Genomic DNA, 22816 nt, shown 5'->3' on the forward strand with positions numbered 1-22816 from the left:
TTTGCCACCAGCGCAACCCGAGGCTTCGGCTGTCGCCCGCCGCCGATTCTCCGCCACGCGACCGGACGGGCCGGATCCGGGGCACGTTCCAGGCTCTGACAAGGGCTGCCCGAGAGCGCGAGTACACCCTCGATGCCATGCTCGATACCACGGATGATGTCCGGGAGCCGGGCCAAGCAAGCCTGGACATGAACAGCGTCGTGATGCTCCTGGCGCCCTTCGTCAGCCCGAAGACCACGGCCGGGTCCGGCGGCGACACCCCTGTGATGACGGCGCCCCGGCTACGGGTAGTCGCAGAGACCGCCAACAACACCGTACTCCCGGCCACGCACTCCGACCGGCCGCCGGCCTGACTCTCACCGCGTGCTGGCCGGTGCCCGGCAGGCGGATCGGTCACACCGGCCCACGGGCCGGGCGGCCTCGGCATCACCCCGGGCGGGAGGCCACTCGCGCATCGCAGGGCCGCACGAGCTACGAGGACGTCAGCCGACCTGCCGTGGCCTAGCGGGCAGGCCGGTTGTCGAGCGCCGCACGCAGACGCGCGGCGATCTGCGCGTACCTCTGGACGAAGCCCGGGTCCGGGAACTGGGCGGTTTCGGGGAACTGCTTGTACGGGACGGACCAATGTGTGTGCGGGAAGTCGTCGTTCACGAGGCCGTCATCGCAAAGGGTGTGACGCCTGACCGGTCGGAGATTGCCTGGCACGACTGGCTTCCCGGGTCCGCCCTCGGGGAGGTTCTGCAGCAGTGGCCGTTCGTCCCTGATTGCCGGGGAGCCTTCACGAAGCACATCGCGCTCCCAGGGTGGTTGCCCGATGACCCTGCTCAGACAGACTGGTTGATCGAATCCACTCCCGGCGTGGCGGACCGGGCGATTGTCTCGTGCGGATGCCGGCTGTCTCCATCACCTCCATCACCGGCCGTGTGCCCGGCGAGACGGTGGGAGACTCTGGCGCCGGACCGAGGCGCTCGCCCACGCGGCATCGGCCGTCAGGAGAGTACAGGGGGCGTCGCCAGCCGCGACGCCCTCTTACAACCGTACAACCGTAGGGTGAAAAGACTGCCCGACGGCGCCGACGCTGCCTCCTTGTGTTTGTGAGGATGCTGTGGGTGACAGGGGGTACAGCTCCCGGCTTCCGGAGCCCGTCCCTAGTCTCTGGTGCTCATGACGACGGAACACGCGCAGCAGTCCCAGGGGCACAACGGACGCAGCCGCAGACGCTTCCTGACCGCGGCCGGGAAAGCGGTCGCCGGAGTCGTCGGCGGGGCAGCTGCCGGCGCCGTAGCGGCTTCCGGCAGCGCGACCGCGGCTTCCTCCGGCAAGCGCGTCGCCGTCCTCGGCGGCGGAGTGTCCGGCCTGAGCGCCGCCCACGAACTGGCCGAACGCGGCTACGAAGTCACGGTCTACGAGTACTACGACGCCCTCGGCGGCAAGGCCCGCTCAATGGACGTCCCCGGGACCGGAACGGACGGCCGCAAGCCGCTTCCCGGCGAGCACGGCTTCCGCTTCTTCCCCGGCTTCTACCGGAATCTGCCGGACACCATGCGCCGCATCCCCTTCCCCGGCAATGCGAACGGGGTCCACGGCAACCTCCGCAGCGGCACGGAGGCGTTGTTCGCGCGCGGCTCGGGCCGCCCGGACCTGCACTTCCCGCTCCGCCGGGTCACCACTCCGCCCGCCCTCGGAGGCCTCACCCCGTCCTGGATCCGCGACCAGATCCTGTCGGTGCTGGACCTCGCCACTCATCTGCCCGCCCACGAGGCCGCCTACTTCGCCGACCGCCTCCTGGTCCACCTCACCAGTTGCGACGCCCGCCGCGAGGGCCAGTGGGAGAAGGTCGCCTGGTGGGACTTCATCCGCGCCGGCGAGATGAGCCGCGAGTACCAGGTGGTCCTCGGCATCGGCCAGACCCGCAACCTCGTCGCCACCCGCGCCGAGACCGCGTCCACCCGCACCGTCGGCCGCGTCATCATCGAGGCCCTCCTCCTGTGGGGCCTGCTCGGCCGCGGCATGGACGGCGACGCGGACATCGACCGGGTGCTGAACGCCCCGACCAGCGAGGCGTGGATCGATCCCTGGGAGACGCATCTGCGCTCCCTGGGCGTTGAGTTCGTGCTCGGCACCGAGGTCCGGGAGGTGGTGTACGGCGGCGGCCGGGTGACCGGCGTACGGGTAGCGGCGCGCGACGGCAGCCGGCAGCGCACCATCACCGCCGACCACTACGTCTGCGCCCTCCCGGTCGAGCACGCGCGCGTGACCTGGGGCCCGGCTCTGCGCGCCGCCGACCCGCAGCTCGGGCGGTGCGACGCGCTGAAGACGGACTGGATGACCGGCGTCATGTTCTATCTGCGCACACCCACCCCCGTCGTGCACGGCCACATCAACTGCCTTGACTCACCCTGGGCGGTCACCGGGATCGGACAGACCCAGTTCTGGGACGTACGGGACTTTTCGCGCGCCTACGGAGACGGGCAGGCCCACGAGTGCCTGTCCACGATCATCTCCGAGTGGGACAGGCCCGGCATCCTGTACGGCAAGACGGCCCGTGAGTGCACCAAAGACGAGATCGTCGCCGAACTGTGGGCCCAGCTGAAGGACGGACTCAACGACTCCGGCAAGACAACGCTCAGGGACGAGGACCGGCTCGGCTGGTTCATGGACCCGGCGGTGACGGGCCTGGGCGGCCCCGACCCGCAAAACCGCGAACAGCTCCTCATCCACCCCACCGGCACCCTCTACCACCGCCCGTCGGCAAGGACAGCGGTGCCGAACTTCTTCCTCGCGGGCGACTACGTCCGCACGGATGTGGACCTGGCGACGATGGAGGGCGCCAACGAGTCCGCGCGACGCGCGGTCAACGCACTTCTGGACGCGGAGAATTCGGGCGCTGAGCGGTGTCACATCTGGGAGTTGTTCCGGCCGCCGGAGATGGAGCCCCTGAAGCGGGTCGACGAGTTGCGCTATCGGCTGGGGCTGCCCAACACCTTCGACCTGGGGTAGCACCCGGCACCAAGTCGTACCGGAAGGGCCGCTGCCCGAACGGCTGCGGCCCTTCGACCGAAACTACGGGGCCGGTGCCGCTCTGGCCGGCAGGCCATGGAGCGGCTCGGTTCGGACGACTCAGTTCGTCCCGCCGTACCGGCCTCGGGGGGGGTCGGACAGGAGCCACCGAGGTCTACCGGCCGACCCAGGGCCGTCCAGGCCGCCGTGAGGACGTCGGACTACGCTCGCATCGCGACGGCACACGTCGAGTCGAGTCCCGCTCTGCGGAGGCCGCCGGGGAGGTTCGCCACTGACGAGCGGCAGCCCGAGGAGGCCACGTGGCGGCGCGCGTCCACCGAGGTGACCTGGCCGCCCACACATTGCAGCGCCCATGCGACCTCACCACCGTTTGTCTCGGGGCTTGAAGCCGGCACTCGATCAGGTCCGGGGCCGGCTTTCCCCCTCCGGGCCGGCGACTGCACCTTCCACCACTCGCTCACCGCCCACAGCGCCTCGCCGAACCTCCCCGATGACCCGCGCATCGCCCACGTGGTCGTCTACATGGACGCCGAGACGCGCTACGACCCCCGCAAGCGCCCCGTTGGCGAACCCCTCATCGAGCCGGTCGGCGCCACCGCAGGAGTCCCCTTCACGGACGACGAGTTCCCCCCACTCCCGTGAGGACGGGCCGGGGCCGTGTAAGGACGGGCCGCCGACCGGGCCGGGGCCCGGCGTCTGCTGTTCGTGGCCCTGCCGGCGATGGGCGCGGCCTCTGCTTGTATCCGGCGATCGGACAGCTGCCGGCGTCGGGCAGACCTTAGCGATGCATGCCGGCGGGGGAACCATGCGCAAACCACACACACGCATGACCCTCGGGCGAGAAACCGCAGCCGGGGTGCACACAGGCGGGACAACCACCGGCCTTGGGCCTGGCGGACAGCTACCTTCCTCCGCGGGGGCAGAGGCAGGAGTCCGAGCCGGAAATTCCGGCTCGATCCGCGCCCGCTTCGCGCGTCAGTCAACGACATACCCGGACCAGCGTCCCCACTGATCCAAACGAAACTGCCTAGCCGCAGCTGCCGGCCAGAGGTGTTGCCGGTGGGGCGGACGAGTCATGCCCGGCGTTCAGGTAGTGCTGGACGGTCGTTCTCAGCAGCTGGTCGAATCCGATGAGCGGGGTCCAGCCCAGGAGCTCACTGGCGCGGTGGATGGCGGGCACGCGGCGCTGGACGTCCTCGTAGCCCGACCCGTAGTAGTCGCGGCCGTCCTGCTCCACGATGCGGGCGGTGGCGGGGATGTCCTCGTAGCCGGGGACCTCGCCCATGTGGCGGATCAAGCCCTGCGCTGCTTCGCGGACGGTGTGTTCGTTGGCGGGGTTGCCCAGGTTGAAGATCTGCCCGTCGGCCACTCCGCCGGGGTTGTTGAGTATGCGTATCAGCGCGTCGATGCCGTCGTCGACGTGGGTGAAGCAGCGCCGCTGTGCTCCTCCGTCGACGAGTACGACGGGTTCGCGCCGGATGAGGTGGCCCAGCATCTGGGGCAGTACGCGGGAGGAGCCCGGCGTGGTGCTGTGTGGGTCGTCGAGGCCGGGGCCGGTCCAGTTGAAAGGGCGGAAGAGGGTGTACTGCAAGCCCTCCTGTTCAGCCAGGGCGTGGATGACCCGGTCGAGGAGTTGCTTGGACGCCGCGTAGATCCAGCGGGATTTGTCCGCCGGTCCGTACACCAGTCGGCTGGTGTACTCGTCGAACTCCTCGTCCTCGCACATCCCGTAGACCTCCGAGCTGGAGGGGAAGACGACGCGGGTGTGCGTGGCCGCGCATCGGCGGACGACATCGAGGTTGTGGGTGAAGTCGAGGTCGAACGTGCCCAGCGGATCCCTGACGTAGGAGGCGGGCGTGGCGGTGGCCACCAGGGGCAGGCACACGTCCGCCCAGTGCAGCTGCCGCTCGATCCAGTCCGTGTGGGCGTATACGTCTCCGGTTCGGAGAGTGAGGCGGGGGTGGTGCGCCATGCCGGCGAGGCGGTCGGTGTGCAGGTCCAGGGCGCGGACGTGCCAGTCGGTGCGTGCCAGGACGGCCCGGGTCAGGTGGTGGCCGATGAAGCCGCCCGCACCGAGGATGAGTATGTTCACGGATGTCCCTCGGGCTGGGTGAGAATCGCACCGTGGTGCAGGAGGTCGGGGAAGTCGCGGGGGCTCCCCCGCCGTTCGTCGGTCTCGACGTCCGTCAGGCGCAGACGGCGTCCGTCGCCGCACGTCACCAGGACCCCTGTGGGGCCGGTCTCGACCTCCCCCGCCCGGTGCGCTCCCTGGTCCGCCGGAATGGCCGGGGCGTGGGTGGCCCACCAGATAGTGATCTTGCGGGAACCCGCGTAGCAGTAAGCGCCCGGGTAAGGGTCGGTGACGGCGCGGATCAGGTTGCGGACGTCCTCGGCTGCGTACCGGAAGTCGATGAGGCCGTCGGCAGGGCACCGGGCTCTGAAGGAGGTGGCATTCGAGGCGAGCTGAGGCCGGCGCGGTGCATGACCGTCGAGCAGGGCCGGGACACTGCGGCGCAAGACCGTGGCCGCGGCGGGAACGAGCTTGCGGTAGACGTCCAGCGGGGTGTCGTCCGGGCCGATGGGGAAGGGCTCCTGGTCGACGAGGTCGCCGGCGTCCGGCTCGCCGGTCATGTGATGGAGGCTGACGCCGCCTTCGTGTTCGCCGTGCAGGATCTGCCAGTTCACCGGTGCCCTGCCGCGGTAGCGCGGCAGCAGGCTGCCGTGCACGTTGACGGCGACCGGGGCCAGGGCCAGCACCGGGTCGGGCAGCAGGCGGCGCCAGTACGCGCTCAGCAGCATCCGCGGCGTCAGCCTCCGGATGTGCCGCTGTTCGGCCTCGGTGCGCGGATCGGCGGTGCGGACGGGGAGGCCGAGCGAGGACGCCACGTCGGCGACCGACCGGAACCAGGCGTTCTCCCGCACGTCATCGCGGTGGGTGTAGACACAACCGACCGGAACGCCGAGCTCCACCAGCACTTCCAGGGCCCGGCAACCCACCTCGTGATACGCGAAGACCACGACGCTCATCGCACCGTACCGGTGGCATCGGATCCGCGATGGCGGCCGGCCACGGCCCGGACGGCCTCGACGACCCGGTCCTGCTGCTCGTCGCTCATGCCCGCGAACAGGGGCAGGGAGATGATGGTCTCCGCAACGTCCTCGGTGACGGGGAGACGCCCGGAGGCCGACTCGCCTTCGCGGCGGCTCCGGTAGTAGTGATGCAGGTGGACCGGCGTGTAGTGCACTCCGGCCGCCACGCCGAGCTCCTTGAGTTCGGCGACAAAGGTGTCCCGGTCCACGGCCAGCAGCTCCGGGACCAGCCGTATCACGTACAAGTGCCAGGCGTGGGTGTGGGGATAGGAGGGGACGTCCGGCAGCCGGATCTCCTCGAGGCCGGACAACAACTCCCGGTAGCGGCCTGCCAGCTCGGCCCTCCGGGCGTTGAACCGCGCGAGTTTGGGCAGCTGCACCAGGCCGAGTGCGGCGTGGAGGTCGGACATGGTGTACTTCCAGCCCGGCTCCAGCACCTCGTACGACACCGGCCCACCACCGCCGCGGTGCCGCGACCAGGAGTCCTTGGTGATCCCGTGGAATCGCAGCAGGCGTATGCGCTCGGCCAGCTCGCCGTCGGCCACTGTCACCATTCCACCTTCGGCGGTGGTGATGTTCTTGGCCGGGTGAAAGCTGAAGACGACGGGCTCGGGGCCGCCGCCGATGAGCTCGTCGCCGTACCGCGTGCCCAGCGCGTGCGCCGCGTCGTGCACGATGGTTACCCCACGCCCGTCCGCCACGCCGCGTAACGCGGCCAGGTCCGCCGGAGCCCCGGCGTAGTGCACAGGGACGACCGCCCTGGTACGGCTGGTGATCTTGCGCGCAACATCGTCGGGGTCGAGCAACAACGTGTCCGGCAGGACGTCGGCGAACACCGCACGGGCGCCCAGGAGCTCGACCACATTGACCGTAGCGGGCCAGGTCAGCGACGGAACGATGACCTCGTCACCGGCGCCGGTCCCCAGCGCGGCCAGCACCAGATGCAGACCGGCCGTGGCCGAATCGACGGCGACAGCGTGCGGCGCCCCCGCCCACCGCCCGAAGGCCGCCTCGAACTCCGCCGCCTTCGGCCCCGCGGCCAGCCAACCGGACCGCAACACGGCCGTCACCGCAGCGATCTCGTCATCCTCGACCGTCGGCGCGCACAACGGCACGCCACTGCACTCGTCCACTCCCCGCCCCAAAATCGTTACACAACGACAGACCTGGTCACCCTACGCCACCTCGCTGCGGGGACCCCGTTCGCCCCCAGGTCGCCCAGTTGGCCAGCGCTCTGTCCCGCCCGGCCAAGGCCGTCCTGATGCTGCGGGAGTGGGTGGGCGACATGCTGCGGGAGTGGGTGGGCGACGCCTGGCTCCTCGGCGCGCCGCCGCTGGCCACCGCTGCTGCCAGCACCTGGCAGACAGGTCCCGCACAGGCCAGGCCCGCCACGGCCGGGCGTCCTGCCGCACGGCCTCCTCATCACCACCTAGCGGCTGCTCGCCCCGGCACTGGCCCTGCACCACGGCGTCACCCCGCCCTCCACCACCGAGCCACCACCGCGGACAGCCTCAGTGCGTCCGATCGCACTCCTCGCAGCCAGCCCCTCTCCAGTCCTTCAGTCGGCTGGCCGGGCACTGGCGGCTGCCCTGGACCTCACCACCGGCACCCATCACATGAGGTGAACAGCCGACGGGCCCGTCGTCGGCCATCGAGACCAGAACAAGCCCTCGGGCAGCGCGCCATAGGGCAGAATCCCGATGCCCGACCCGTCCAGTACGGCGTCCCTGTCCTGGCCAGGCTCACCGCCCATTTACGCTCCCCGCCGAGCGGGAGAAGGCCGGCACCATCGCCGGCCAGCTCCTCGGCGCCATGAAACGCATCCGTCGCGCGCACGACTTCTCCGGCAAGGGCCTGGGCCTGGCCGCCCCGCAGATCGGCATCGGACGGGCAGCAACCGTCGTCCAACCGCCCGGCGCCCAGCCACGACTTGCGGGCCGATGCAGCTTCCCGGCAGGTATGGGGGGCCTTCGACAAGCGCCTCCCCGCCCTGAGCGTGCCGGACCTGCTCGTTTGCGAGCAGGTCAAGGCCCCCGCCATGACTGACCGTACTTACCGCCGCCGGCTGGCCACCGGACGCGGCACGGCGCTCGCTCACGATGCAGGAGGTCGGCTGTCACGTTCCACGATCTTCTTTGCCAGAGCGAGGATCTGCTGGAAGTCAGCGCCGTGGTGGTACTCCTTGGAGTGCCTTGGTGAGCGTTCCGGCAAGGCATTGATGAGGCTTCGCTCCCATCGTGGTGCTTCGGCGGAGTAACACGAGGCCCAGCCGTCGACGAGTGCGGCGCCGTGCATGTTGGCCTCGTGTCGTAGGCGCATGATCCGCCCGAAGATGTCTGCGGTCCGTCCGAGCTTCACGTACGGGACCGGGCCCGCGAAGGAGAGGACGTAAAGGCGCGGCTGGCCCTTGCCGAACCTCCCGCTGGCCGCGCCGATCCGGCCCAGGACGTGCTCCTCGAAGAAGAGAATGTTCCATGGAAGGGGCGGTGGCCGACCAGGGGCCAGATACGCCTGGACCGCTTGAACGGCGGCTGCGTGTTCCTCGTGGCTGTGACAGGGCCGGAGCCCTCTCGCAAAGCAACTCGTGCCGGCGGGTGTGCTCATAGGCTACGGCTACGGTTCGTCGCCTCGTACTGGCTTCCATAGTCCCGGGCCAGGCGGTTCGCGGGCCCCACGGAGCGTGCACGGCCCTCGGCCATCTCGCACAGTCCGATCTTCCGGAGGGCGTCCACAGCCTTGAGATCGATGCCGCAGCCGTCGGTGACCCACCCGTGCCGGCTGCGGTCCTGCCCGTCGCGCACGGCGGTCAGGTCCTGGTATTGCGATTCCTTCAGGACACCCAAGCCTGCCCCCTCCCCGCCCCTCCCCTGCTGCCTGTCGTTTCATCGGCATCATGTCGCGCAGCCGAGTGCCCGGGCTGGGACTTCCGAGAATTTGAGCGGGCGAATCGGAACGCCACGCGGACCGCCGGAGCGTTTTCCCTTCGAGGGCGCACGGCATCGCGCGGAACTCGCCCCAGGCGCCAGCACCCTGAAGGCAGTCTCGGATGCCCGAGCCAACTGGCATGCGGGCACGCCTACGTCCTCTAGGCCCCTGTGTCCTCGGCTGCCTGTCTCTGCCACAGCTCCCAAAGGATGTTCAATGGCGCACGTATCCCCTCCTGTTGTGGATCTGCGCAGCGCCCCGGTCGACAGCGTGCTCGACCGGGGCGAGAAGGCGCTCCAGATTCGGCTGGAGCGGGGCACGGTGGTGCGCAAGCGCCGCTCCGTCGGTGCGTGCACGGAGCGCGGCACGTTGGTGCGGGCCGAGCGACGCCCGGCGGGCAGGATCGACGGCCGAGGCTGGAACGGCGCCGAGAGCGCGGCCGCGCTCCGGGGAGCCACAAAGCCCCAGTGACACGCCGAGCTCGCGTGGTGGGAAGAGGGCAGCCGAGGGGCAGCCGAGGCACTGATCGTCAGCACGATTGCCACACCTGCGAGATCCTCGGCACGGCCGTGGCCGTAGGTGTAGCGGCGGTTCGGCGCGCGACGCCCGAGGACGAAGGCGATGCCCAACGGGACAGCGGTGAGGGCAACACCGGCGTCGTGGACCGCATCGCCCAGCTGTGGGCCCATGGCAGGCGTCGCTGGGACTCAGCCGCAGCTCCCTCGGCCGGACCCTCGATGGAGGCTCGCACGTCAGAGGGCGGGGCGGCTTTGACGCCGAGTGCGTTGCGGTTGCCTGGGCCGCTGAAGTACCGGCGCGGACGTCCGCACCGCGGCAGCGATGCTCGACGCGGCCGCCTCGCCCCGCGGCGGGCCCTGCCCCCGCTGAAGGCGGCGGGCAGCGGTCTAAGCTGGCGGTGCTCTGGCGGGATGGCCAGAGCAGGAGGAGAACCGAGCGACGCGATGGACAGCGAACAGGACCTGGCGGAGGCCCAGCGGCGCCACTGGCAGGACACCTACACCGCCCACCCGGGCATGTACGGAGAGCAGCCCTCGGCACCGGCCATCTACGCCGCCGACGCGTTCCGCGCGGCGGGTGCGAAGAACGTTCTGGAACTGGGAGCCGGGCACGGCCGCGACGCCCTGTACTTCGCCCGCGAGGGCTTCACCGTGCGGGCCATCGACTTCAGCGCCACCGCCCTGGAGCAACTTCGGCAAGCCGCCCGCGAACAGGGCATCGGCGAGCGGCTGACCACGACGGTGCACGACGTCCGTGACCCGCTCCCCCTGGAGGACGCCTCCGTCGACGCGGTCTTCGCGCACATGCTGCTGTGCATGGCCCTGTCCACGGAAGAGATCCACGCCCTGGTCGACGGCATCCGTCGTGTCCTGCGGCCGGACGGGGTGCTCGTCTACACCGTCCGCCACACCGGCGACGCCCACTACGGCACCGGCGCCGATCACGGCGACGACATCTACGAGTACAGCGGCTTCGCCGTGCACTTCTTCCCCCGCAACCTGGTCGACGCCCTCGCCACCGGCTGGACGCTCGAAGAGGTCCACGCCTTCGAGGAAGGCGACCTGCCCCGGCGCCTGTGGCGGATTACCCAGAGGCTGCCCCGATGAGCGGGGGTGGGATACCCGCGGCGGACATCACCGTCGACGGCACGGGCCTGCTGTGCGTCACCCTCCTTCTGAAGCTCCGCGCCCGCATCGCCGACGCCGGACCCGGCACGGTCGTGCACGTCATCGCCACCGACCCGGCAGCCCCGCTTGACCTGCCCGCCTGGTGCCACATGACCGGACACCACTACCTCGGTCCTCTCCCCGACGACACCGGCCGGGCGGTGTACGCGCTCCGGCTCGCCGGCGACGCACGCCCCACCCGGCCGGACGCGCCCTGGCACCCGGCCGGCCCCGGCCGCTGACCAGCGGCACACGGGCCTGCTGTCCAGACCTGTCCGGTGTCAGGAGCAGCAGTCGCATCCCGGACGGCAACCGCAGGCATCATCCGCCTCCTGGGACTGTGCGGGGATCACGGCGGCGGGGGCCGCGCAACAGCCCTTGCCCTGCCAGGTGTCGCGGCCTTCCCTGACCGCTACGGCGGCGATGACCAGGGCGGCAACGGGGTCGGCCCACGACCAGCCGAGGGTGGCATTGAGGACCAGGCCGGCCAGGAGCACAGCCGAGAGGTAGGTGCACAACAGGGTCTGCTTGGAGTCCGCGACCGCGGAGGCGGAGCCGAGCTCGCGCCCGGCGCGGCGCTGGGCGGCGGACAGGAACGGCATAACGGCCAGCGAGAGAGCGGCGAGCGCGATACCGGGAACCGACCGCTCGGCCTCGCCGGTGCCGGCCAGCGCGCGTACGGCGTCGACGACGACGTACGCGGCGAGCGCGAAGAACGACACCGCGATGATCCGCAGCGTCCTGTGCTCCCGGGCCTGGCGTACGGCGTGGTCCCGGGCGGAGAACTGCCAGGCGACCGCGGCGGCGGAGGAGACCTCGATGACGGAGTCCAAGCCGAAGCCGATCAGAGCAGTGGAGGAGGCGACTGTTCCGGCGGTGATCGCGACGGCGGCCTCGATGACGTTGTAGGTGATGGTCGCGGCGACCAGCAGCCGTATGCGCCGGGCGAGCGCCTCGCGCCGGGCCGGGCCGGGGCCGAGGGATATGGGTATCTCGGCGGTCATGGTCAGCAGCAACCCTTCGTCTCGGAGTCCGGGCAGGTGCGGTCGGTCTCGACGGCGACCACGGCGGTGCGCAGGTCCTCGAGCGCGTGGCCGAGGCGGGGATCGGCCAGTTCGTAGCGGGTGCGGCGCCCGTCGGGCACGGTGACGACCAGACCGCAGTCCCGCAGGCAGGCCAAGTGGTTCGACAGCCGGGTGCGGGAGATGCCCAGGGTGTCGGCGAGGTCGGCGGGGTAGGCCGGAGCCTGGCGCAGGGCGAGGAGGATGCGGCAGCGGATCGGGTCGGCGAGCGCGCGGCCGAACCGGGCCAGCACCTCGATGTCGGAGGCAACAGTCAGCACACTCACGACAGTACACAGAATCCTGAATTCAGGAAATCATGGATCATGGATCATGGATCATGGATCATGCTGAACGCAGTCTCTCGTGAAGCCACGGTGCGAGCACCGGCTACGCACTCGCGGATCACACCTGGACCCACCCGCTTGGCCTTCGAGCCGGGTCGAAGGTTTACCGTCGAAAGCGTGAGCACGATGCGGATCTCTCCCACCGAACTGACCGAGTTCACCGCCTCGTCGCACGCCGCGCTGCAGCACTTGAACGCACTGCCCGACCGCGACCAGCGATGCGGCCCTCAGTGCGGGTTTCTTGCCTCGCCCCGGCCTGCCTCCGCCCTGGTGGACGTGGCGCTGGCGCCCGGCCGCCAGGCCCCCGAGCAGGAGGCCGAGCGGTGACGGAGCGCACCAGTGGCCTGTGCTCGCTGACCGGGCAGGCCATGGCCGAGCGTGCCGCCGCCTGACAGACGGCCATCGACGGCGCCGTGCGCACGCAGATCCCCGATGGGCTCCGGCTGGCCCTGCCCGCCGAGCGCACCGCAGCGGTCGCCGAACTGGCAGCCGCGGAACAGCGGTGCTGCCCGTTCTTCGACTTCCGCTTCCACCTCGACAGCCTCCGCCTCCACCTGGAGGTGCGCGCCCCTCCGACGCCGCCGGCCTGCTCGCCGATCTGTTCGGCCCGGCCGACTGATCACCGACGCTTCCTCCCCCATCCCCCTCCCTCGTCACCAGACAGACCCCGCCATGCTCGTCACCCGCTCCGTTGCCCTGTTCGCCATCGCCGCCCTGATCGAGATCGGAGGCGCCTGGCTGGTCCGGCAGGGCATCCGCGAACACAGGGATGGATCTGGATCGGCGTCGGCGTCATCGCACGGCCAGGGCGAGCGGCGAGGAGCGAGCAGCGAGCAGGAGGGGCCACACTCACCCTGACGTCAGAGGCGTTCGGGACCCCCTAACTCGTTCCCAGTCGGTGACCGTGCTTTCGAACGGGTGCCCTCAACGGCGAAGGACTCGCGCAGGAACTCTGGCCACAGGCCCGAACCGCGTGGACCGGGGCAAGCCGGGTTCCAAAATGCACATCCTGTCGGATCACAGAGGGTTGCCCCTCGTCGTCGGTGTCACCAGCTACCGACGCCTGTCACCCCGCTACGAGCGCGATCCCTGCAACTGCCTGACCTTTCTCGGTCTCGCAGTGGCGATCTCCAGCTACAAGCGACCCGTCCGCCTCACCGCACAGGACACAGGGTCCAAGGAGGCAGTGGCTCTCCGGCCCGGAGCCGGCCCGGCGAAGGCGGCGTATCGGCATCGTTAAACAAATAATGAACGTCTGTTGTGTTCGGCGCGCCTTCACGAGATCTCAGCCGAACTCCGAACGGTTCCTCAGACAGAGTCATAGGGAACGAGGACAGGGAAAATGCGCGATTCGCCCGTCTCGGTAATTCGGCGTGTGGTGGTTCTCACGACATGATCGGGCTCGGGGACGGTGGGTAGCCGGACGGGGAACATAGATAAACGCACTTATCGGCTGCCCGCAGCACACTGATGCACCCTCCCGGGGTGTCCATGCAGCCCGGGGAATCGCCGTTCACCTGGAACTTTCTCTCACTGGTTGCCACAGCTGGTGATGTCAACAGCGCCCTTCCAGCCCCGCTCGATAAACGGAGTGTGACAAGCCTGCCGGGCCGTACCGCCAGGTGGCCGAAACTCTCTTACAGAGGCAAGGGTATCCGGGGCGACATGCCTTACCGGGGGCCGTACACGTGCTTCCCGGGACGGGTGCGGCTGCTGAGCGGGTTGATGGTGGGGCGCAATATCGCCAAGTCGCGCAAGTGCGCTAGCGACATGAGGTGTGAGCTGCAGGAACGCGTCCGTCAAAGTTTTGGCGACGGCATGGCTCCCCGGTCACGTTCGGGTCGGAAGCGTGTCATTCCTGCCCTGCGCCGACGCAGACTTCGGTCACCGGGCATTCTGTAGTGGCTGAATATGGGGCGAGACTCTCCGTGCTTCTCGATGATTTTCAGTCGCTGTGGACCCGCACCATGGTGACGGAACGCAGCAATGAGCAGGTGTCATGACGGCCCGACTCCACTCCGGTCACCTGCGATTTTCGGCGCGCGGCCCATAAAGCGACGGCTCTGCCGGGGCCTTGGCGAAATTCTCGCGGCGGGCGCAGACAGCCCTGCCAAAGTGGTCATCGTTCCGCCGAGGGCATGCCGGCAAAGAGCCGCTCGGCAGTGACAAGTGACATGCGTTTCGTTGAATGGTTCAACAGGAAGGAGGAGGAATGCCTTTCACTATCAGTCAGGGGAAGGGAACGCCGGGAGATCTCCAGCCCGGGGCGCTGGGGTCCCTCGGCGTCGACGTGGGCCTGACCCCGGACACGCAGAAGCCGGTGAGCAAGGGGGAATGGGTTCAGATCACGTTCCCGCAGGGGGTGTCCTTCCCTGAGGACGGCCAGGTCGGTTACGTCTGCGGGACCCGGCGGCCGGAGCCCCAACCCAAGGCCACGTGGGACCCGAGGGCACGGACGCTCCGCTTCCAGACCGTGGCCGACCTGGTGCCCGGCACACCGCCCGGCTGCTTCTACGCGGTCGACGTCAGGGCGGACGACGACGCTCAGCCGGGCACGGTGCACGGTCGCCTGGAGATCGGCGGCGTGCGAAGCGACTTGACCATCGACATCGGCGGGAGGAGCGCAGGAGTGCTCGCATTCCGGAAGTACACGCTGCCCATTCAGTCCACGCAGGCCGCGAGCGTGGCCAGGGTTACGCACTCCGTGGAATTCCCCAGCAAGATCCGGAAGGACGAGCACGACAACAAGGTCGTCGACGTCCTGCTCAAGGGGTTCGATCTCCAGGTCCGCTGGGACGCCCGGCCCGAGGACTTCCAGATCGGCGCCCAGAGGGTGAACGCGTCGTGGCGGAGCAGTGGCCACACCTCCGGTGAGGTCGTCGTGGAGGCCCAGCTGGCTCCCCGCCCCGACGAGGCGAGGAACCAGAACTGGACCTACCAGGGAACCGTCGAGGTCCTCGTCATCGCCGACCTGGAGGACACCAAGAGGTAAGGGCCACTGAATCCGGCCGGTGATCGACGGCACGCACCCGCGCCTACACGGCGCAGGTGCGCGCCCGGCCGTCCTCACCGTCGTCGGCCGTGGTGCGCGCGGCAGCGGCATGGGCCGCTCTCCAGCCGGTCCGGTTGTGTTGCTACAGCCCTGGCACTCCCTATGAGCTGGGGCTGGTCCGCGTTTGCCCGGACGTCCCGTCTCCGAGGTGTGACTGGGCGCGCCAGTCGGCCCAGGTGGACAACTTCGAAGCTCGAAAGCCGCCCCCTGGGGGTGGCGGAGGGGCGACCAGACAGAGCGAGGGCCCCTGCCGCACCAGCAGGGCCTACGCTGTTGATGAGCCGACCGAATTGACTGACCGCGCCGGCCGTCCCCCGGGTAGACCGGCGCCTGTGTTCACCGTACTCACATTCGGTTAGGCTGGCCTTGCCTGGCGTGCTGGCGTGCAGATTCGGCTTCCGGTGCCGCAGGTGGGGACCAGAGGACGGAACGGCAGAGGCAGGGCGCAGGTGACAGACGGTGGCCGGGCTTGTGCGCGTCGTGCACCGGCCGGGATGGAACGCCGATGCGGGTGACGAGGGACGCGGGTTCCGGCCTGACGCCCGGGACGAGGCATCGTGGATAAGATCGCACTGACGGCCGGAGTCTTGTACGTCATCGTCCTGCTCCGCGCCGGAGGGACGTTCGCCGTCGGTTGGCTCGCCGGGGCCGGTGCGCGGCGCAGCAAGTTCGCCGGACGGATCTCCTCGGCGAAGTTCCGGCGCGCCGAGCGGGCGATCCAGCGGTGGGGCGCGCCGGTGGTGGCCGTTTCCTTCCTGACCGTCGGTTTCCAGACCGCCGCAAACTTCCTTGCGGGCAGCATGCGCATGCCGTTGCCGCGCTACCTCCCCGCCCTGTTCGGGGGCGGAGCGGCCTGGGCGCTGATCTACGCGACCGCGGGGATCGGCGTGCTCGAAGTGCTGGGAAAGCTCTTCGCCGAGCGGACGGCCCTAGGGGTGTCCGCCGTGGCCGTGCTCCTCCTCGCGGTGTGCGGGGTGGTGGTGTACCGCAGAAGAAGGGCGGCGCTGTCCTCCGGCGACACCGCGGCCGAGGAGTCGTGAGCTCGTCCCACGAGTGGAGGAGACGTAAGCTCGTCCCGCATGTGCGGGTGCCGCGGCGGGCGAGATGTACGGCCTCAGCCCTCCTCGGGAGTTACGTTCTGTAATCACTCGATGCCTGGGATGTCGCTAAGGGCCTCGGGCGAAGATCGTCTGCCAGATATCGCCGGCCGTCCAGCGAAGGAGCCTCGTGCGCGGTTTCCATGGACCCGGCCGACGGTGGTCGGCCCACCGCGCCGGCCGTGGCCCGGATCGGCCGCCATCGCCCCCCAACCGACCGTTCCCAGTCAGAGCACTACTTCTCGCGCAGGTTCTCGGCCTCAGCGGCGGCCGGCACAGCAATGTCGCGCACACGCGCGTAGTACCTGGTAGTCGCGTCAGGCCTGCGCGGCGCTGTTCAGTGAGAGTCCCTTTTGACATGTCCTGATCCTCGATGTCCAGGCCGCGGAAGCCGGGCAGGAACGGCATGACCACGTGCACGGCCGTCATCCGCGAGAGGGCCGGGCAGTGCTTCTGCGCAGGTGATCGGCGAGCTTGCAGATGACCAGCGAGTAAAGGCCTTGCCCAGGGCGGTCGGGCGGGTGGTGGCGGTCTGGACTACGAAGTCCTCGTCGTCACGATCGAGAGGGCGGGGACGCCCCCTCCACCGAGGTTTGCACTGCAGCGGTGTGTTTGCTGTGACGGGTGGGCAGATGCCGCGGGACGCCGCCTTGAGGCCGGCCGTGTACCCGTCCATGTAGCCCTTCTGGAACTCCTACCAGGAGTTCGGGTCGGCGGACGAGTCCTGGGGCTCCGAGATCTCGCAGTTCACGAAGACGAAGTCCTGGTCCTCGTACACCGCGAGGACGGTATAGCTGACGTCCTTCTGGAACCGCTGCACCCGGAAGTTGCCGTTCTCGTCGATGTTCAGCGGCTCGGTGGACTCGCCGTCGTTGAGGTTGCGCGGGCCCGTGAACCCCTCCCCGGTGATGATGACGAACCTCCCCTCGGGGTCGGGGGTGACCGTACAACTGGGGGTGGGCACCGTCGCCGGGGCAGCGGCGGCCGGCGCGGCCAGGGCGACCGCGCCCCCGAGGACGACGGAGGACGCCAGGGCGGCGCAGAGCAGAGTATGTCGGTTGCGTCGGTGCATGGGGGTGCTCCCATCCGAGGGTAGGCCCGGGATCAAGCCAGGGGCGGCACCCGTACGGGGTGCTCCCATCGTCCGGCGGACCGCCCCCGGTGTCCACCGCAGCGGCGGGCACTGCCGGGGACCAGCCGCACCCGCCGCCTGACGCCGTCAGGCGGAGAGCACCGGCCGGAGCGGGCCCAGCCTTGGTCCAAGGTCCATCGGATGAGCAGTCCATTCGGACTCGTCCGGCCGATCATGTGAGCCAGGTGACGGTCAACCAGGCCGGGTAGACGTTGGTGGTTGCCTCAGTGCTGGATCAGGCCGCCGACTGGGACGGGAGCGACGTGGCCGGTTGCCGGAAGGGTCCGCGCCAGGGCGAGTCCGACGTCGACCAACGATGACCGGCGCAGGCCGGCGACATCGGGGATCGGAGTCCAGACAGACTCGGCGATGTCGCCGTTCGGCTCAGGCCGGAGTTGGCCGCCGGTGATGCGGACCTGGTAGAAGATGCCGACATTCTGGTGTTCTGCTCCGCCGGGGATGGTGCGTTCGGCCGCGGGGATGATCCTTGAGTCCACGCCCAGCAGGCGTTCGACCACCGCGTTGCAGCCGGTCTCCTCAGCGACCTCTCTGATCACTGCATCGAACGGATCCTCCGCTTGCTCCACCCTGCCGCCCGGAAGAGTCCAGTTGGCCTGGCCCTTCGGTGGTACGTGACAGGCGAGCAGCACCCGCCCGTCCTGGATGCACACGGCGTACGCCGCCAATCGGAAACTCACCCCCCAAACCTCCCCACTGGACGCTATCTCAACGTCCAAGATCCGTGCATGGCTGGCTTGGCCGGCCCGTCACCCGGGACTTGTCTGAATACATAGCCGCGCTTGTCGTAGCGAGTGGCGACCACCCGGTGCTGCTTCAAGCGGTTGATCGCCCGCTCGGCGGTGTTGCGCTTCTTATATCGCTCTTCGTCGAAGCCCGGTGGCACCAATGAGACAACGGGCCCGGATCGTGTCCGTGCCGAGCAGGATCTGCCAGTGGTCATGCAGCCACCGCACCGTCCTGAGGCGGCAAGTCCGTTGCCGGTCCCCTGCGTCACGGGCGGCACTGGCCGGCGCACTGTCGAAGTGGAGCCGGTCGAGGTGCCGCCCCCGGCCCATGGGGACCGAATAGGAAGTCGGTACCGGTGAGCATGCTGAGTCCCCAGGAGGGATGGTTCCCGACACACGGTGTGTCGGCCCTGCATTGCTCCTGAGCCTTCCGTGTGGTCCGGTCGCCGCCGGTGAGGGTGAGGGTGGCACGTAGGCGTGAGCCGCCGGAGAAGCCTGGACGCCGGGGTTGAAACGGCCGCTGCGGCATTACGACGAGATCGGCGTGCTGCCACCGGCGTGGATCGGCGCCAACGAGCACCGCTACTACGAAGAGCGGCAGCTCCTGCGGCTGCAGCAGATTCTGGTGCTGCGGGAACTGGGCGTGGGCTGCCCGAGATCGGCCGGATCCTGGCCGAGCAGGTCGATGAGCTGGAGGCCCTGCGCGGCACCGCGGCCGGCTGCTCGCCGAGCGGGGCGGACCGCCTCGACGCCCTGGTCCGGACCGTCTCCCGCACGATCGCCGAACTGGAGCAGCCGGGAAGGACAGTAACCCCAGGATCAGCATCAACCGGCCTGAGAACCTGGAGGAGTTCCGGGCGATCGGACGCTCCTGCGTGGACAACGAGCCGTGGCACGCGGTCTACGAGGCAATCGTGCCGGGCCTGGCCGCCTACCAGCGCGACGCCATCGAGGCGTACGCCACGACCCGGCTCAGCTGAGCCGAATCCTGCGAGGACCGGTCCACAGTGGCGGCAGCTCACGCCGGTTGTACCGACAAGCACACCTCACCCGGCAACGGAGGCCGGGCGAGCTGCTGTCCCTACTCGTAGAGATGGCCATCGGTGACCGGACTGTGGTGGTAACTCCTACCACGGACAACGGCTATCGCTCCTGGAGCCGGGGGTCTCTGCTGTCGGCTGTGGCCCGGCTTCCGGCTCTCGTCAGCGGTGGGCCGGCAGGCCGTAGAGGAGGGTGTCGGTCCATCTGCCGGTGTTGATGTTCAGGGTGACCCGGGGCGACGGCCTTCGAAGTCGAAGCCGATGCGTTCCAAGGGCAGGCCGAGGGGATATTGTGGGCGTTGCATTCGACGGAGGCCCGGTGCAGTCCCGGCAGGCCGGCGCCCAGCCGCCGGGGCGGGATCCGGCGGTCTGGCTCAAGTCCGGCGGTTGGCGTCGGTCTGCTCACGCAGGATGTCGCTGTGGCCGGCGTGGCGGGCAAATTCCTGGATCATGAGCAGGTAGATCCATCGCAGGCTGACGCTGCCGAAAGCAGGGTGCTCTCGGGTGGCGTCGAGGTCGATGTCCGCGGCGATCGTTCGTGCGCGGTTGCCGGCGCGCTCGAATTCGGCGATCACGTCGGCCACCGTCTCGTCGTCACTGACCACGAAGCTGGCCTCGCCGACCATCGCACCGTCGCATTCGGATTCCGGCAAACCTCCCAGGATGTGCTGGAACCACTTCCTTTCTGCGAACGCGGCGTGTTTGACCAGTCCGATCGATGTCGTCATGGACGGGACGAGACGGCGGCGGGCGTCTGTTTCAGATAGGCCGCGCACCGTGTCGATCAGTTCGGCCCGAGTGTGGTCGAGCATGTACTCGAGAAGCTGGCGCTCGGAGCCGCCGGTGACACGCGTGGGGTTGTTCATGGCGTGTGTGTCCCTTTCGTATTCGTAGACAGCGTTGGGGTTCACGGTTTCGATCGATTGGGCTGTCGGCGTGTCCGACCGAACGCGCCGCGCCGCGCTGCAGCTATGTTGCCCAGTTTCGGTGTGCGGGCGACAGCGCCGGATCCAGCGAGCCGACCAGTGGACGGCGATGATCTCGCTTACTTGCGGGCAAGTGGGCCGAGTCGATCGGTTCGGTATTGAACACGAATCGGATGCCGGCCGGGATTCCCAGCCGAGAGGGATGTCGTCGACGACCAGCACCTGGGCCACCGAGACGACGAGACCGGCTCTCTCCGACCCCTTGCGTCCGGGCTGTCCCCGACAGGATGACAGGAGCCGTTTCGGCCTGACAAGGAGAGAACCGGTCGGCCGACCGGACCCCGGACCTCTTGAGCCCCGAGCTCTCGCGCTGCCGCCGGGGCCGCTGCCCGCCGATCCCACTGCTCGCCGATCCTCGGCGGCTCGGCGGCGGACCGGATCGCCAAGCCCTCGGCACCCCGACCGCGTACGACGAGAAGGCACGCGTGACGTCATTCGTGGTCCGCCTGCTCATCAACTGCGGACCACTGGACCGCTCACCGAGCTGAGCGCGAACCCCGACGGGCCTGCTGCTCCACCCCGGACAGGTCTCGGAAGTCTGCCAGCGCGCGGAGGTATGCCCGCGCGAGGGCCCGGCCGGGCTGGTCGGCGCCGGGACGCCGCTCGGACCGGAGCAGGCCGCGAAGTGGCTCTCCGTGAGCAGGACCGACTTCGACCACACGGTCCGTCTCGGTGTAACAGGGCCGCCGAAGCGATCGGGGTCCGCTTCGGCACCTCTCGGGCCGGGGCCGTCGACGTCGCGCTCTACCGCGTCGCCGACGTCGACTCCCGCGGGCCCAGGGCCCGGGGCCCAGGGCCCGGGGCCCGGGGCCCGGGGCGACCGGTTGCGGCTGGTCTTCCCCGAGTTACCCGGTACGGCGCGCTGCCCTGCGCGGCGGCGGCCAAGCGGTCGACTTCCGTGGCGAGACCCACCTGACTGTGCTGGAACGGATGGGCGTGCTCGACGAGCTGCGCGCGCTCGGCACCGGCGGCAGTCCGATGACCTTCGTCGACCGGCGCGGCCATCAGCCCCTCCACCTGCCGGCCGACTTCGCGGGCGGAGACGTCGAGGTCCCGCGCGGGGAGATCGCCCAGGTGCTGTACCAGCGCAGCCTCTCGCGCACCGCGTACATCTTCGGCGACTCGATCACCGCCCTGTAGGAGACGCCCAACTGCATCCAAGTGGCCTTCCGGCACGGCGCGCCACGCGAGTTCGACCTGGTGATCGGCACCGACGGGCTGCACTCCAACGTCCGTCGACTCACCTTCGGCCCGGAGGAGCGCTACGTCCGTCACCTCGGCTACTACGCAGCCACCTGGCAGCTGCCCAACTACCTGGGCCTGCCGCCCGGCTCCGTCGGACTCAACGTCCCGGCCGGCTTGCCGCCATCGGCGCCGACCACCGCGACCCGACTCGGGCGCGTGCCTTCTTCCTCTTCGCCTCGGCTGAACTCCGGTACGGCCGCCACGACATGGCGCAGCAGAAGACGCTGATCCGGGACGCCTTCGCAGGCCTCGACTGGGAGGTGCCCCGGCTACTGGCGAGCCTTGGGCAGGCTCCTGAGCTGTACTTCGACTCGATCAGTCGGGCCGACGTCTCCGCTTGGTCCACCGGCCGGATCGCCCTGCTCGGCGACGCCGCCTGCGGGGCCGCCATCGTCGGGATGGGCACCGGCACCGCCATAGTGGCGGCGTACGTCCTGGCCGGCGAGCTGGCCAGGGCCCGCGGCGACCACCGCACTGCTTTCGCCCGCTACGAACACACCCTGCGCGACTACGCTCAGGGCTACCGGAAGGGCGGCGACCGCACCGGCCCGTTCCTGGCGCCCGGCACCGCGACCGGGCTGCGGGTGCGCAACGCGCTGCTGAACCGGCGCTGGATCCTCAACAAGATGCTGGAGAAGGGCAAGCAGATCAGCAGCGTCGACCTGCCCGACTACGCGGCCGAGCTGCCCAGCACCGCTGCATCCGGCGTCGTGGACGGACGGGTCGGTCCTCGGGCAGCACTCCGCTTGCAGTGACCACCTGGTCGCGGCCGGCCCTCAGAGCGACGGTGAAACTGTGAACCATCGGCTCTTGGCCATACGGAGTTCTCTCGGCGCTGCGCAACACCGGCTCCCGATGCTCGTCGGCGCAGTCCGCGCCGTCCGCCCCCCGGTTCCCCACCACACCCCCCAGACATGGAAAGCATTACCTGGCGCCTTTTTTACCTTCGATTCACAGACGCCAGGGTCGCAGTGAAGCCTTTGAATCCCCCGGCGCCTGTGCTGTCATGGGCCGTAACCGGGAACCGGGCCGGACGGGGCCGAAGCAGGCCGGCGCCTGGCATGGTCAGCGCGGCCAGGGAAGCAGGGGTGCGCCCGTCGGCGGCGTGGCGGGCGGAATGAGGTCCGGCAGCGCCAGCCCCGGCAGGTCCGCATCGCTAACCTGGACGAGTTCGTACCCGGCCTGCATGGTGGTCAGCGCGCCGAGCCACTGCGGAGCCTCGGTCCGCCACTGCGGAGCCTCGGCCGGAGTCGCGGCTGCTTATCGCTCGCGCTGAGAAGCCTCCAGGTCCCTCTTCAGGCTGCGGATGCGGGCGGCCCGTGCCCACCGTACGGCGCTGCCAGCGTCAGCAACAAGCGCCCTGCCAAGCGGCGCGGATGCCCTTGGCTC

At 69.5% G+C, this 22816-nt stretch carries 22 protein-coding genes and 5 pseudogenes; 14 read left to right on the plus strand and 13 right to left on the minus strand.

What is annotated here, in order from left to right; genetic code table 11:
- The first annotated feature begins 137 nt into the window (after window positions 1-137).
- Window positions 138-353 carry a hypothetical protein gene (locus tag V7793_RS05275; protein ID WP_335581726.1) on the plus strand — a complete coding sequence of 72 codons (216 nt, stop codon included), beginning with the start codon at window positions 138-140 and terminating at the stop codon, window positions 351-353.
- Between the two features lie 148 nt (window positions 354-501).
- On the opposite strand, the gene V7793_RS05280 is transcribed toward V7793_RS05275, so the two are convergent.
- Window positions 502-651, minus strand: coding sequence for a hypothetical protein (locus V7793_RS05280; protein WP_335581727.1), 150 nt, complete (start codon window positions 649-651; stop codon window positions 502-504).
- 513 nt (window positions 652-1164) lie between these two features.
- On the opposite strand from V7793_RS05280, the gene V7793_RS05285 reads away from it, so the two are divergent.
- Window positions 1165-3000 (plus strand): hydroxysqualene dehydroxylase, encoded by a 1836-nt coding sequence (locus tag V7793_RS05285; protein WP_335581728.1) that lies wholly within the window; start codon window positions 1165-1167, stop codon window positions 2998-3000.
- Between the two features lie 1048 nt (window positions 3001-4048).
- Here the strand turns inward: V7793_RS05285 and V7793_RS05290 are convergent.
- From V7793_RS05290 to V7793_RS05310, 5 genes are all read right to left on the minus strand, one after another.
- Window positions 4049-5113, minus strand: coding sequence for a bifunctional UDP-4-keto-pentose/UDP-xylose synthase (locus V7793_RS05290; RefSeq protein ID WP_335581729.1), 1065 nt, complete (start codon window positions 5111-5113; stop codon window positions 4049-4051).
- Window positions 5110-6048, minus strand: coding sequence for a formyltransferase family protein (locus V7793_RS05295; protein WP_335581730.1), 939 nt, complete (start codon window positions 6046-6048; stop codon window positions 5110-5112). Before V7793_RS05295 ends, V7793_RS05290 begins: the two co-directional genes overlap by 4 nt.
- On the minus strand, window positions 6045-7244 hold the full coding sequence (locus tag V7793_RS05300; protein WP_335581731.1) for a DegT/DnrJ/EryC1/StrS family aminotransferase: 1200 nt from the start codon (window positions 7242-7244) through the stop codon (window positions 6045-6047). Before V7793_RS05300 ends, V7793_RS05295 begins: the two co-directional genes overlap by 4 nt.
- A gap of 961 nt (window positions 7245-8205) precedes the next feature.
- Window positions 8206-8715: a hypothetical protein gene (locus V7793_RS05305; protein ID WP_335581732.1), complete on the minus strand. Its 510-nt coding sequence runs from the start codon at window positions 8713-8715 to the stop codon at window positions 8206-8208.
- Window positions 8712-8954: a hypothetical protein gene (locus V7793_RS05310; RefSeq protein WP_335581733.1), complete on the minus strand. Its 243-nt coding sequence runs from the start codon at window positions 8952-8954 to the stop codon at window positions 8712-8714. Before V7793_RS05310 ends, V7793_RS05305 begins: the two co-directional genes overlap by 4 nt.
- Before the next feature lie 298 nt (window positions 8955-9252).
- Here V7793_RS05310 and V7793_RS05315 point away from each other — a divergent pair, with 298 nt between their 5' ends.
- Window positions 9253-9507 carry a hypothetical protein gene (locus tag V7793_RS05315; protein ID WP_335581747.1) on the plus strand — a complete coding sequence of 85 codons (255 nt, stop codon included), beginning with the start codon at window positions 9253-9255 and terminating at the stop codon, window positions 9505-9507.
- Between the two features lie 38 nt (window positions 9508-9545).
- Here V7793_RS05315 and V7793_RS05320 read toward each other — a convergent pair.
- Window positions 9546-9713 (minus strand): annotated as a pseudogene (locus V7793_RS05320) (cation transporter); the annotation flags it as partial.
- 285 nt (window positions 9714-9998) lie between these two features.
- On the opposite strand from V7793_RS05320, the gene V7793_RS05325 reads away from it, so the two are divergent.
- Window positions 9999-10661: a class I SAM-dependent methyltransferase gene (locus V7793_RS05325; RefSeq protein ID WP_335581734.1), complete on the plus strand. Its 663-nt coding sequence runs from the start codon at window positions 9999-10001 to the stop codon at window positions 10659-10661.
- On the plus strand, window positions 10658-10963 hold the full coding sequence (locus V7793_RS05330) for a sulfurtransferase TusA family protein (RefSeq protein WP_335581735.1): 306 nt from the start codon (window positions 10658-10660) through the stop codon (window positions 10961-10963). The genes V7793_RS05325 and V7793_RS05330 overlap by 4 nt, the downstream gene beginning before the upstream one ends.
- A 39-nt stretch (window positions 10964-11002) precedes the next feature.
- On the opposite strand, the gene V7793_RS05335 is transcribed toward V7793_RS05330, so the two are convergent.
- Both V7793_RS05335 and V7793_RS05340 read right to left on the minus strand, forming a co-directional pair.
- Window positions 11003-11725, minus strand: a complete 723-nt coding sequence (locus V7793_RS05335; RefSeq protein WP_335581736.1) for a cation transporter — start codon at window positions 11723-11725, stop codon at window positions 11003-11005.
- Between the two features lie 2 nt (window positions 11726-11727).
- Window positions 11728-12063, minus strand: a complete 336-nt coding sequence (locus tag V7793_RS05340; protein ID WP_335581737.1) for an ArsR/SmtB family transcription factor — start codon at window positions 12061-12063, stop codon at window positions 11728-11730.
- A gap of 183 nt (window positions 12064-12246) precedes the next feature.
- On the opposite strand from V7793_RS05340, the gene V7793_RS05345 reads away from it, so the two are divergent.
- From V7793_RS05345 to V7793_RS05360, 5 genes and pseudogenes are all read left to right on the plus strand, one after another.
- Window positions 12247-12456 carry a hypothetical protein gene (locus V7793_RS05345; protein WP_335581738.1) on the plus strand — a complete coding sequence of 70 codons (210 nt, stop codon included), beginning with the start codon at window positions 12247-12249 and terminating at the stop codon, window positions 12454-12456.
- A 345-nt stretch (window positions 12457-12801) separates the two neighbouring features.
- A pseudogene (locus tag V7793_RS38110) lies at window positions 12802-12929 on the plus strand (YnfA family protein); the annotation flags it as partial.
- Window positions 12930-13063: 134 nt separating this feature from the next.
- Window positions 13064-13288, plus strand: a pseudogene (locus tag V7793_RS38115) (hypothetical protein); the annotation flags it as partial.
- 1053 nt (window positions 13289-14341) lie between these two features.
- Entirely contained in the window at window positions 14342-15121 is a 780-nt protein-coding gene (locus V7793_RS05355) for a hypothetical protein (RefSeq protein WP_335581739.1), read from the plus strand.
- 617 nt (window positions 15122-15738) lie between these two features.
- Entirely contained in the window at window positions 15739-16221 is a 483-nt protein-coding gene (locus tag V7793_RS05360; RefSeq protein WP_335581740.1) for a DedA family protein, read from the plus strand.
- 494 nt (window positions 16222-16715) lie between these two features.
- Here the strand turns inward: V7793_RS05360 and V7793_RS05365 are convergent.
- The 3 genes and pseudogenes from V7793_RS05365 to V7793_RS05375 all read right to left on the minus strand — a co-directional run.
- A pseudogene (locus V7793_RS05365) lies at window positions 16716-16870 on the minus strand (IS630 family transposase); the annotation flags it as partial.
- 102 nt (window positions 16871-16972) lie between these two features.
- The gene (locus V7793_RS05370; RefSeq protein WP_335581741.1) at window positions 16973-17350 is read right to left on the minus strand and encodes a hypothetical protein; all 378 of its coding nucleotides are present in this window, start codon (window positions 17348-17350) and stop codon (window positions 16973-16975) included.
- A gap of 284 nt (window positions 17351-17634) precedes the next feature.
- Window positions 17635-18108, minus strand: a complete 474-nt coding sequence (locus tag V7793_RS05375) for an NUDIX hydrolase (RefSeq protein ID WP_335581746.1) — start codon at window positions 18106-18108, stop codon at window positions 17635-17637.
- A gap of 556 nt (window positions 18109-18664) precedes the next feature.
- On the opposite strand from V7793_RS05375, the pseudogene V7793_RS05380 reads away from it, so the two are divergent.
- A pseudogene (locus tag V7793_RS05380) lies at window positions 18665-19136 on the plus strand (MerR family transcriptional regulator).
- Window positions 19137-19570: 434 nt separating this feature from the next.
- On the opposite strand, the gene V7793_RS05385 reads toward V7793_RS05380, so the two are convergent.
- The gene (locus V7793_RS05385; protein WP_335581742.1) at window positions 19571-20062 is read right to left on the minus strand and encodes a DinB family protein; all 492 of its coding nucleotides are present in this window, start codon (window positions 20060-20062) and stop codon (window positions 19571-19573) included.
- A 1038-nt stretch (window positions 20063-21100) separates the two neighbouring features.
- On the opposite strand from V7793_RS05385, the gene V7793_RS05390 reads away from it, so the two are divergent.
- Genes V7793_RS05390 through V7793_RS05400 form a run of 3 tightly spaced genes read left to right on the plus strand, consistent with a single transcriptional unit; the run spans window position 21101 to window position 22182 of the window.
- The gene (locus tag V7793_RS05390; RefSeq protein WP_335581743.1) at window positions 21101-21322 is read left to right on the plus strand and encodes a hypothetical protein; all 222 of its coding nucleotides are present in this window, start codon (window positions 21101-21103) and stop codon (window positions 21320-21322) included.
- Window positions 21323-21343: 21 nt separating this feature from the next.
- On the plus strand, window positions 21344-21655 hold the full coding sequence (locus V7793_RS05395) for a hypothetical protein (protein ID WP_335581744.1): 312 nt from the start codon (window positions 21344-21346) through the stop codon (window positions 21653-21655).
- Window positions 21634-22182: a hypothetical protein gene (locus V7793_RS05400; RefSeq protein WP_335581745.1), complete on the plus strand. Its 549-nt coding sequence runs from the start codon at window positions 21634-21636 to the stop codon at window positions 22180-22182. Before V7793_RS05395 ends, V7793_RS05400 begins: the two co-directional genes overlap by 22 nt.
- Window positions 22183-22816 lie beyond the last annotated feature (634 nt).

It is taken from the genome of Streptomyces sp. KLMMK (assembly GCF_036961605.1).
Classification (GTDB): Bacteria; Actinomycetota; Actinomycetes; order Streptomycetales; family Streptomycetaceae; genus Streptomyces; species Streptomyces telluris.